Annotated in this window: 13 protein-coding genes and 1 pseudogene; all 14 read left to right on the top strand. The window is 33.7% G+C overall.

Features of this window, described 5'->3' with window-relative positions; genetic code table 11:
- Positions 1–372 precede the first annotated feature (372 nt).
- The gene (locus tag J3U35_RS05520) at positions 373–870 is read left to right on the top strand and encodes an LIC_12616 family protein (RefSeq protein ID WP_267360092.1); all 498 of its coding nucleotides are present in this window, start codon (positions 373–375) and stop codon (positions 868–870) included.
- Positions 867–2,378 carry a DUF3383 domain-containing protein gene (locus tag J3U35_RS05515; RefSeq protein WP_267360090.1) on the top strand — a complete coding sequence of 504 codons (1,512 nt, stop codon included), beginning with the start codon at positions 867–869 and terminating at the stop codon, positions 2,376–2,378. Before J3U35_RS05520 ends, J3U35_RS05515 begins: the two co-directional genes overlap by 4 nt.
- 9 nt (positions 2,379–2,387) lie before the next feature.
- The gene (locus J3U35_RS05510; protein ID WP_065558727.1) at positions 2,388–2,822 is read left to right on the top strand and encodes a phage protein; all 435 of its coding nucleotides are present in this window, start codon (positions 2,388–2,390) and stop codon (positions 2,820–2,822) included.
- A complete protein-coding gene (locus J3U35_RS05505; RefSeq protein WP_065558726.1) occupies positions 2,822–3,238 on the top strand; it encodes a phage tail assembly chaperone in 417 nt (138 codons plus the stop codon). Before J3U35_RS05510 ends, J3U35_RS05505 begins: the two co-directional genes overlap by 1 nt.
- A gap of 159 nt (positions 3,239–3,397) precedes the next feature.
- Complete coding sequence (locus J3U35_RS05500; RefSeq protein WP_267360088.1) at positions 3,398–5,269, top strand: hypothetical protein; 1,872 nt, start codon at positions 3,398–3,400, stop codon at positions 5,267–5,269.
- Positions 5,269–5,991: a phage baseplate protein gene (locus J3U35_RS05495; RefSeq protein ID WP_267360086.1), complete on the top strand. Its 723-nt coding sequence runs from the start codon at positions 5,269–5,271 to the stop codon at positions 5,989–5,991. Before J3U35_RS05500 ends, J3U35_RS05495 begins: the two co-directional genes overlap by 1 nt.
- Before the next feature lie 68 nt (positions 5,992–6,059).
- Positions 6,060–6,416, top strand: a complete 357-nt coding sequence (locus J3U35_RS05490; protein ID WP_267360084.1) for a phage baseplate plug family protein — start codon at positions 6,060–6,062, stop codon at positions 6,414–6,416.
- Positions 6,361–7,194 (top strand): phage protein, encoded by an 834-nt coding sequence (locus J3U35_RS05485; RefSeq protein WP_411590777.1) that lies wholly within the window; start codon positions 6,361–6,363, stop codon positions 7,192–7,194. Before J3U35_RS05490 ends, J3U35_RS05485 begins: the two co-directional genes overlap by 56 nt.
- Before the next feature lie 60 nt (positions 7,195–7,254).
- A complete protein-coding gene (locus J3U35_RS05480; protein ID WP_267351849.1) occupies positions 7,255–7,542 on the top strand; it encodes a DUF6694 family lipoprotein in 288 nt (95 codons plus the stop codon).
- 428 nt (positions 7,543–7,970) lie between these two features.
- Positions 7,971–8,639, top strand: coding sequence for a Gp138 family membrane-puncturing spike protein (locus tag J3U35_RS05475; RefSeq protein WP_267360080.1), 669 nt, complete (start codon positions 7,971–7,973; stop codon positions 8,637–8,639).
- The gene (locus J3U35_RS05470; protein ID WP_267351853.1) at positions 8,636–9,001 is read left to right on the top strand and encodes a hypothetical protein; all 366 of its coding nucleotides are present in this window, start codon (positions 8,636–8,638) and stop codon (positions 8,999–9,001) included. Before J3U35_RS05475 ends, J3U35_RS05470 begins: the two co-directional genes overlap by 4 nt.
- Complete coding sequence (locus J3U35_RS05465) at positions 8,982–10,103, top strand: baseplate J/gp47 family protein (protein WP_267360078.1); 1,122 nt, start codon at positions 8,982–8,984, stop codon at positions 10,101–10,103. Before J3U35_RS05470 ends, J3U35_RS05465 begins: the two co-directional genes overlap by 20 nt.
- Positions 10,096–10,752: a DUF2612 domain-containing protein gene (locus J3U35_RS05460; protein ID WP_267360076.1), complete on the top strand. Its 657-nt coding sequence runs from the start codon at positions 10,096–10,098 to the stop codon at positions 10,750–10,752. Before J3U35_RS05465 ends, J3U35_RS05460 begins: the two co-directional genes overlap by 8 nt.
- Positions 10,749–11,127: pseudogene (locus J3U35_RS05455) on the top strand (phage tail protein); the annotation flags it as partial. The gene J3U35_RS05460 and the pseudogene J3U35_RS05455, both read left to right, overlap by 4 nt.

Below are 11,127 nucleotides of genomic sequence, written 5' to 3'. Positions count from 1 at the left end.
TGGCAGCAATACTATTGTCAGGTCATTGCACCTCAAAATAACACACTGTTTATGTGTAATAAATAAATTATGCATCCCCCTTTTTGTAATATTAAATAATATATGGCGTTATGATGATTATATCCTAATGATTAACGCAGTTTTATAACGTTATATCAAACTAGTTTTATACAATCACAATTGTTTTTACTTCGATTGGGTTAAAAAATTTTTAACCTACTTAATCCCTGTCTATGTGATTTAACAATGGATAATGTGAACAATCAATTCAACTAGATTTATCAATTTATTACAAATAATAAATCAACAACAGCATGGTTTTTATATTATCACCTTATCGTTAAACCCTATCTTCTTTTTTATGGAGTCATTATGCCAATCACGACTGTTTCTAAGCTTGAAATGACTGAAGTTAGACGTTTGATAGCAGAAATTCTGTCTTTACCGGAAACAATTATATTTGAGGAGGATAACATACCGGATGTCTCTCGTTTAGATAAATTCATCACTGTTCTTAATATGTCTCAAACCGAGATAGGCAAAGAAATTTTATATCACGGTGAAGATGAAGAAGAAGTGATATCGACACTAAAAGAAGCAACAATTACCGTCAAAGCCTACGGTAAAGATGCCTATGAACAGCTATGCAAATTAACAGAATCAATGCAGTTCACGCCTGTTTGGCAAAAGTTAAAGAAATTAAGAATGGGGTATCTTCGATGCTCCGATATTGAAAACGTATCTACAACTTCTGCAGACAAAACCGTTCAACATGCACAAGTAGATCTTATTTTTTCCATCAATCCAATCGTTAAAACCAGCGTTAAACGCGGTGATAGCGTTAATTTTACATTCGAGGTTACTAAATGAGTTTACCATTAAGTCAAGTCGTAGATGCAACTCTACAACAATCGCCAAGAGGGGCACAAAAACGTGACCTAAGCGTTGTGGCTATTTTTACAAAAGATATGTGTGAAGAATTCAGCAATAAAGAAACTCGTTATGTTGTTGTTTCAGATGCAACAACAGTTGCAAATTTATTTGGCACTGATTCTGATGCATATCAAGCTGCTTGCGCATTATTCTCTGCTCAACCTAAACCGAAAACGGCATTGATTGCTAAATATATGCAAGAGGGGGTTACCACTAAAGCGTTGAGTTCAAAAATTAATGGCTCTGCTTTAGCTGTCAGCTATATTCAATTTAAGAGTATTAAAGATGGTTATTTTTCTTTTTACTTTGGTGATGCTAAACATCAAATTACTGATCTGGATTTTAGCAATGTATCAAGTATGAATGATGTTGCAACTGTCATCAATACTAAATTAAAAGATAGTGGAGTTTCAGTTATTTATGATTCTGTTGGTAATAGATTTATTTTAGCTGCTCAAAAAGAAGGTAAGGGCGACAATTTTGGATATGTGTTTGATTCTCAATCAGAAGGCTCTTATATCGGTAATCTTTGTAATTTAATTGATGGTAAAGCATCATTAATTAAAGGAGAGGATGCAACAACTTATCGTAAAGAGTCGCCTGCTGAAGCATTAACTGCATTACAAAATCAATATCAAAATTGGTATGGTGTGTATTTTGCAAATACTATTACAGATAGTGAATTAGTGGAAGCGCATGATTGGATTGTTGCTCAAGGGGTTGAAAATGCCAAAGTATTAGCCCATACCGAAACTCGAGAAAAAAATATTGAATACAGTGATGATAATGTTTTAAAAACATTGTCAAAACGAAATAGCGGACGCTTGATGGTTCAATATAACAACAAAGGGAATAACCATGCTGCTGCTGAACTTATGGGCATTGCGTTAACCACCGTATGGACAGGTATTAATACCGCTAAAACAGTCAAATTTAAACAAGAAGCTAGTGTTACATCAGACGACAAAATCACTGTCAATGAAGCGATGAAATGTCGTCGTTTAGGTGTCAATTTTTATACAGATTATGCCGGTGTCAATATGCTTGCAGAAGGCGTTATGGTTGGTGGGACATTCATTGATGAAACCACAGGACTGGATGCATTCATCAATGCAATTCAAGTACAAGCATTTAATGCGTTACAAGGTGAACCGACTAAAATTCCACAAACCGATAAAGGACAACAACGTTTAATCAGCAAGTTAAAAATTATTGGTGAGCAATTTGTCAATAACGGTTTTCTTGGCATGGGTAAATGGTCGCTTGGCGATATTGGTGAGCTGAAATTTGGCGATACTGTGAATGGATACTATTTCTATTCAGATTCTTTTGATACGCAAGACACGGCTGATCGTGAAGCGCGCAAAATGATGCCAATTAACTGCGCATTAAAACTTGCTGGTGCAGGTCACAGCGTTGATATTATTGTTCAATTTAATCGATAAGGATACACGATGTCTAATAAATCTTTTTCTTTAGAAGATGCTGTCTTAACAATAGATGGCTATGAAATAACTGGTTATGAAAATGCTCAAGATTCCATTAGTATTGCACCCATAGGGGATGATGGTGATATCACTTATGGTATCAATGGTGAAGGGGTGTTTGTTAATACTTGCAATAAAGGTGCTACTGTCACGATTAAAACATTACAGCACACTGAAACTAACGAAGTATTAAATCAATTACGACAAGCCCAAATTAATAATCCGACAAAAGCTAAAGGTAAATTAATTACCTATAAAGATTTGCGTAATGGTGATGAATTTTTATTGACTGGATGTTGGTTTACCACGCCACCAACTATTGCACGTGGTACAGCTCACAATGGTTTAACATGGACACTTAAAGCAACAAAAGCTGAATTTAACATCAAAGGAGGTCAATAATGGAAAACAAAGATTATACGATAGATAATGTTGTTTATACCTTTAAACAAGCAGATTTTTACAAAGCCAATAAATATCTCAAAAAACTCACAGCCCTCTTAAAGGGCTGTTTTTCTGTCGGGGATACTACATCAGGATTTGATATTGGACAGTTAGCTTCGAATATTGGTACTGAGCAATTTGAAGAAATTGAGCGATTTATTCTCGATTATGTCACAGCCACAGATGAAGCTGGTAAAAAGATATTATTCCAAAACCCAAGAGAAGCCAGTGAATTTTTTAATGCGCATAGAAGTCATTATTACCAAATCATCATTGAAGGATTGAAGTTCCATTTTTTGGCTTTTTTACCAAGTGGCCTATTATCCAATCTAAATACGCTCAGCTTGGAGGAGATAGCCAAGAAAGCGATATAGATTGGTTTATGTGGAGTGTTATTGTCAACAATTATGCAACACTCCACGAATTAAAAACTGTATATTCACTTGATGATGTTATCGATATGCACCATGTGATAGCAGAAGTTAGATTGGCTGAAAAGCCAAAGGAGAATTAAAGTGCATCTAGAGCAATATTTGATAAAAATTGGTGTTGATATCTCACAGGTAAACAATCTAACTAAAGTCACGACTTTTTTAGAAATCAGTGCAATGAAGTTATCTAACATTGGCAAAGTTATAAATACTACACTTAATAATGCGATTAACGATGCGAGTCAATCTAATGAAAAAGCGGCTGAGTCATCTGAAAAAGCTAAATCTAAATTTGATATTTTAAAACAAGCTTTAACGAGTATTACGACTGCAGCCAAAAACTATGGGGAAAAAATGATTAGCGCTTTTAACAGCGCTATTGATAAAGCAGAAGAACTTGCTGGCAAAAAAAATCTCTTATTTTCTATTTCAAAAAGTGAACTGGCACAAGTAAAAAAATATAAGATCGAACTTGAGAAGTCCGGTCTTGCGATTGATAGCATAAAAACGAAAATTGCTTTAGGATTATTACCAAGGGTAACTGAACTTGTAATAAGCTTTAATAAATGGCTCAAAGCTAACAAGAAATTGATTGCCAAAGGTATCAACGTCGTAATTAGTGTTCTTTCGAATTTTATTCAAGTTATAAAACATGCTTTTGAATTTATCGATATGATAATTTCTAAGACCATTGGTTGGGAAAATGCCATAATAGCCTTGAGTGTTGCTTGGGCAGTCTTAAATCGTGCTATGCTGTTTAGTCCGATTGGGCTAGTCATCGGTTTGATAGCTGGATTATTGTTGATCATTGATGATTTTATGGTTTTCTTAAAAGGTGGTAAGAGTCAATTTGCTCCATTTTGGCAAGCCTGTATCGACAACATCAAAAATGCAATAACTTGGTGGCAAAATTTAGATAAAAACTGGAAAAGTATTATTTTTGCCGTATTGGGCTATTTGCTTTTATTAGGCGGAAAAATAGCGTGGGTATCAGCTAAAGCTAAATTAATTACCTCAATCTCCAATGCTATTCTAAGTATTGGTAATGCTCTCAAAACGCTTGGAAATTTAGTTAAAATTATTAAAACAATTGGCAGTGCAATAAAAACACTGACGTCTATCATGATAGCTAATCCTATTCTGGCTATTATTACTGCTATCGCTTTGGCTGCTTATCTTATTTACGATAATTGGGATTTTCTTGTTTCCTTTTTTTCTGATTTTTGGAATAAAGTTACTAATTTCTTTAAAAATGGTATAAAAGATATACTCATGTACTTTGGTATGAGTGAAGAAAATGCCGAGAAAACGGTCAATGCAATAGGCGCTACCTTTGACGCAATTTTAGACTTAATTACGGCACCATTTAAGGCTGCTTGGGAATTGGTTAAAAGCTTATTTACAATTTGGACGGATGATAGCACTTCAACAACTGAGAAAATTGGTCAAACCTTTGAAGCAATAACTGATTTTATTACAGCGCCATTTAAAGCTGCTTGGGAATTTATAAAAGGATTATTTGAGATTTGGGGTGTTGATATCACTTCTTTTATCGATAATTTAGGAAAAACGTTTTCAGGTATTCTTGACTGTATTACGCAACCTTTTAAAGATGGATTGAAATGGATTGAAGACAAGTTTTTTGCTGTCATCGATAAGATGAAAAGTAAAATAAAAGGTGTACTTTCTTTTTTTGGTTTTGGTAGTGATAAAGATGAACAAGCTCAAGAAGAAAATCTTAAAGCCACGAATTATTCCGCAACCCAAAATCTTGCACTCGTAAGTACAGATGTAGCAAAAGCCGGAGGTTTATCTGCATTAAATAAAAACGTCAATAATAACAGTGAAATAATAATTCATAATACAATGAATGTAACTACACCTCAGAATGGTCTCGATCAAGTTTGCAATATTGTCGACAATGCTGCGAGACGAATCAATGATAATACAGTTACAGCGATGGGGTCTAACTGATGTTTCAATCTATTTTAAACAAATCATCAAAAAATAGTGGGTTAATTGTTACTGACAATTTTGTATTCAGTTTAGATATTAATACTGTCGAACAGCATACATCAAAATTAAAAGTCACGGAAAATCCCATTGAAAATGGTGCTAATATTGCCGATCATGCAGTTTTAGAACCAAAAGAGATTTCAATAAATGGTCTTATTGTGGGATATGAAAAAAATACTTTCTCGATTGACCATTTTTGGGGAATAGATTTATCCAATTACCCTTTGCCGATGCCAATCAAAACTTTTGCAGCACAAGCGGAAAACATGGTAAATCGTTTTGCATCACATTTTCAAACAAGCGCTGAAAAATTGAATCAAGTCGTGGCCGATTTTTTACCTGAATATCAGTCTCCTATTGTAAATAGCTTATTTTCAGATCGTATCGCAGACGCTTACGAAAAATTGCTGGCAATTCAACGGAGTGGTGAACCTGTTATCCTGCAAACTAATGCTAAGCAATATAATAATATGGTTCTAAGTTCTGTGGGTTTGACTCAACAAAAAAATACTTATGGTGAGTTTTCCTTAACGTTTCGAGAAATTTTTATCGTCGAAACGCAAATTGCAAGTGGTCTAAATCAAACGGTTAAAAAACAGAATCTTGGTAAAACACAACCACAGAAAATCGAAGAACTAAAATCTGTTCTTTATAAGATTTTTAGTTGGTTTATTAAGTAATGTAGATAACTTCAAAGCTAAAAAAGTGATTAGTTGTTGGTAAATAAAGAAAATTTGAGAGATTAAGTATGTATATAATTCAGACAACTTATGATGATGTGCTAGAACAAACCTTTACATTATACGATATGAATTTACGATTAACATTAAGATTCAATACGGTATTAGTCGGCTACCAATTTGATTTGTTTGATATTAACAATAATCAATATCTTACAACCAATAAAGGACTGTCTGTAGGCAGTCCAGCGCTTATTGAATTTGACCTTCCTTTTGTTTTAGTCCTTTATGACAAATCAGGATTAGGAATTAATGCAATAACGAAAAATGACTTACATAATCGAATGCAATTATTAATTATGACAAAGGATGAATATCGTGAGACAATTCGGGCGAGTTTTAGAACTGAAAATAGGCAATCGTAAAGAAAGTATTGTATTGAACAATCTTAGAGTCACTTTCTCGGTCAACAAAACACTTACTTCCGATCCTAACACCGCTGAAATTTCAATATACAACCTCAACGATTCAAATCGTAATTTAATCAGCACGAAACAATATGATTATGTAGAATTATATGTTAGTTATCAGGATGATGTCTTACGGATGATTTTTTGTGGTGATATTTTAACGGTGGAAAATCAACTTTCTGAACTGGATATTATCACGACCCTAAGGTGTGCTGATGGTCACAAAGCTTTTACAGAAAAAGTTATTATCAAAACATTAGAAAAAGGACAAACTGACAATGATTTTTTTAATGAAGCGTTAAAAAGTTTTGGTTTAAAAAAAGGCAATGTTAATCTTCCTAATAATAAAGCACTTCCTCGCGGAAAAGTTTTCATGTGTGATACTCGCGAACTTATGCACCAAATAGCAAATAATAATGATGCCGATTGGTCTATCCAAGATGACGAACTGATTGTTATCCCCAAAAATAAGGCTATTTCAAATCATGAAGGATTTGTTATTTCAAGAACGACGGGCATGATAGGAACGCCTAAAAAGACAGATAAAGGGTTAGAAATAACAACATTATGTAATCCGCATTATAAGATAGGTGCATTAATTCGAGTTGAATCTAAACTCACAGAACTCAATGGAGACTATAAAATTAAAGCGCTACAACATAGTGGGGATCTATATGGGAATAACTGGCAAAGCAAATTACAGTGTATTTTTGGTAATTTCGAAAAAATTTGATTTGTTATCAATTTAGATATAGGATGAGCATCCCAATATAATTTATAAAAGGATGGAAAAATGAAAAAATTACTTGTACTTTTAATGTCTATAACTTTATTAACTGCTTGTGGCGATAAAAAGATTGATGCTTCAACACCTGAAAAATATCAAGAATCATTAGCTGAAGTTGTAAAAGACCTTAACTTCAGTGAAGCGCAATCTTTTACAGCAGCTTTGAGTAAAATTAATATGCAAGCGGCTACTGAAGCAAATTACGATAATAAGAAAATGGAAGAAATCATGAAGCAAAAACTTGATGGTAAAACTGTTTCAGAAGTGATTAAACTTGCTGAGCAAATTAATTAACTCTATTAATGCAATCAAATGAATATTCATGATTAATATCTAAAAAAGATTGCAATTTTTGGAATCAGGTCAGTTTTATGGTTATTGTACCATTGTTTAGATGTCTTAAGTAAAGCTTTATTAAAACAAAGTTAAACGCTTAATCGAATCAAACATTTTACTGTAATATTAAAGTTAGCAGATATACACTAACGTTCCCGAAGCTAAAGATTGCAATCTCAACGTAATTTTTTTATTTCCATTCGTTTCAAATATTTTCTAATCTATCAAATCAAAATTAAATTTCTGATATCTTTTATAAAACAATAAGTTATTTTAATTAAAATAATCATTCTATCAGTCAATACAAGACAATTACTCTGTAACCAACAATAAATTAACCACCTGCTAAAGGTGGTTTTTTATTGGCTTAAATTCGTAGGTAAATTATGGTTGATACACTATACCAAGCAATTGAAAATCAAATTAAACGTGCCCAATCAAATATTTATACGGCATTGCCTGCAAAGGTGATCAGTTTTGATGGTCATACAGTGCAATGTAAACCGATGATTAATAGAGTATTAGCAAATGGGGAAGAGATATCGATTCCGCCATTGGTTGATGTTCCTGCACAATTTCCTCACGCCGGCGGTTTTTGTATGACGGTACCTATCAAAGCAGGTGATGAAGGTCTGGTGGTCTTTTCCAGCCGTTGTATTGATGGCTGGTTTGCATCGGGCGAAGCATCAAAACCGCTTGATAATCGCATGAATGACTTAAGCGATGGTTTTTTTATCGTAGGTTGTAACAGTGTGCCTAACAAAATTCCAGATTTTTATCATGATGGCGTATCGATGCAAACAGATGACGGGCAAACTCATATTCGATTAACGCAAGGAACAATCTATATCAAAGGCAATATTGTACATGAAGGAAATAAGCAACAGTTTGGAAACTATGACCAAATTGGTAGTTTCAATCAATCTAATGGCAATACAATTAGTTCCGGCATAATCACTGCACAAGATGTCATAACAAACAAAGGAATTAGTTTGAATACTCATAGACATACAGGTGTGAAAAGCGGCGATGACACGACAGGAGAGCCAACATGAAAGTAAGAGAGTTAGACAATAATCATGATTGGACATTTGGGCAAGGTTTGGCTAATTATTTACATCAGTCAGATGCAATAGCCCAGTGTGTAAAAACTAAATTATTATCCTTAAAAAAAGATTGGTTTTTGGATCGCAATGACGGTATTGCCTGGTTTGATTATCTTGCTAAAAACCCAAATACTAAACAGTTGGAAATTGATATAAAAAAACAAATTTTCAACATTGAAGGTGTGATTAGTATTGATGAGTTCGATATTTTATTGGATAGCGAGACGCGTGAGTTTCTCATTCAAATTACCTACACAGATAAATTCAACAATTCTAATGAGGCTTCATTTAATGTTACAGATAACAGATAAAGGAATTGTTATTGATGATTTTGACACAATTAAAAATCGTTTAATAACAAGTTTTAAATCGATTTATGGTGAAAATGTCAATTTAGATAGTGATACGCCAGATGGGCAATTGCTCGGTTTATTTTCTCAGGAATTATCGAACATACATCAAGCAGTATCATTTATTATTCAGATGTTAGACCCTTATCAAGCAACGGGGCAGTGGTTGGAACAACGGGCAATGTATGCAGGATTAACAAGAATAACCGCATCATATTCATACATCGATGAAGTCATTTTTAATGGAACGCCAAACACATTAATCCCTCAAAACGCTATTTATGTTGATAAAAATAAAAATAAATGGGTGACAACCGAGCCAATAAAATTAAATGATTTAGGTAGTGCTCGTTCAAAATTTAGATCGCTAGAGTTAGGTCATTATACCGTTAACGCAATGGATGAATTTACACCGAGCACTATTATCATCGGCATAGATAAAATTACTGCCAACACCCAAAGCTATGGCGGAGTTGATGAAGAAACTGATGCGCAACTATTAAAACGCTTTATGTTATCTCATTCAATCAATAATTATGATGATCGCCAAGGCATACAGTCTGCATTAATGAATATAACCGGTGTGACTAAATGCGTAGTATATGAAAACTATACGAATAAAACGGATGAAAAGGGTGTGCCTGCTCATTCATTTAATGCTGTGATCCTTGGTGGCGATGATGAAAAAATAGCAGAGGTGATCACTAAAAAGAAAATTGGCGGTTGTGGACTATTTGGGAAAATTGAGACGATGTATTTATTAGATGAAATACCTCGAAAAGTTTACTTTGATAGACCAAGAAAAGTCGCTATCAATGTCTCAATGACAATTGGTCGTTACAAATCTTTTAATGATATCAATTCAGAACAGATTAAAGCTAATTTAAAAAGTCTTGATTTTGAAATTGGTGAAAATGTGTATGCATCCCGTATTATTTCAAGCATTAACTTAGTTGACGGATTTTATATTAAAGAACTCGCTGTAAACAGTGCCAACATTGTCAATATCGATTATCGAGAGTATGCACAGATAACGCATATTGAGGTGCTAATAGATGAATAGAGAAAAATTCCTCATTTGGCAATATCGTACAAAACCCAAGGCATTAGGTACTATCAAAGCTATCAATAAAGAGACAGGTAACACGTTTAACAATGTCATTCAAATTGCTGATGTTCTCAGCATCAACGACGCGACAGGTTATGCACTTGATTTGATTGGTCGTCATGTTGGCGTCTCGCGCGTGTTACCTTCTGCTATCACCAAAGAATATTTTGGATGGTTAGAAGATAACACAGCATTATCATTTGATATTGGTGAATTTTATCGACATGGCGACGCTTTAACGGCATCTGTTGTATTAAATGATAGCGATTATCGTTTCTTTATTAAGGCAAAAATTACTAAAAATTATCAAAGTGGTGAAATATCAAACATTGTAAAATCAATTAAATTCGTGATTGGCAAACATGGAAATATTATTGATTCCCAAAATATGACAATGAATGTATTAGTTAACAGTGATCAACTCAATTCACTTACTTTATATGCAATTAGTAAAATGGATATTTTAGCCCGACCTGTTGGTGTTATGTATCAATATATTGTTCTAATTAATAACGAACCGTTTGGATTTTCGCATGACAATGCCTCATTCGGTTTTAATTTAGGCAAATTTGTTCGACTTCAAGAAATAGGAACTATTCAATGATTATACAAAAAAAACCAGATTATTTAATCTTTGCAGATTCAGCAAAAAAAGGGGAAGTTACGGATTTTCCTGATGTAAGTCGAGGCTGGGGAATCACCATCGATCAAACTGCTTCGAAACCACCAATGGAATGGATGAATGGCGCATTTAATCGAATTGATAAAAATATACTATATCTGTTACAACAAGGTGTGCCAGAATGGAGTGAGTTAGTTACTTATCCAGAAAATGCTATTATAAAATATAATGGTGCTTTATACATAGCCATAGTTAAAAATGACAATGCACAACCGTCGAGCGACACCTCTAAGTGGCAAAGATTACAGGCAGATTATTTTAATGCTTTACCCGCACAAAAAATAATGAATGGTAGTG

Source organism: Gilliamella sp. B2717 (assembly GCF_026536675.1).
Classification (GTDB): domain Bacteria; phylum Pseudomonadota; class Gammaproteobacteria; order Enterobacterales; family Orbaceae; genus Gilliamella; species Gilliamella apicola_I.
This window is presented reverse-complemented; position numbering and strand designations above follow the sequence as displayed.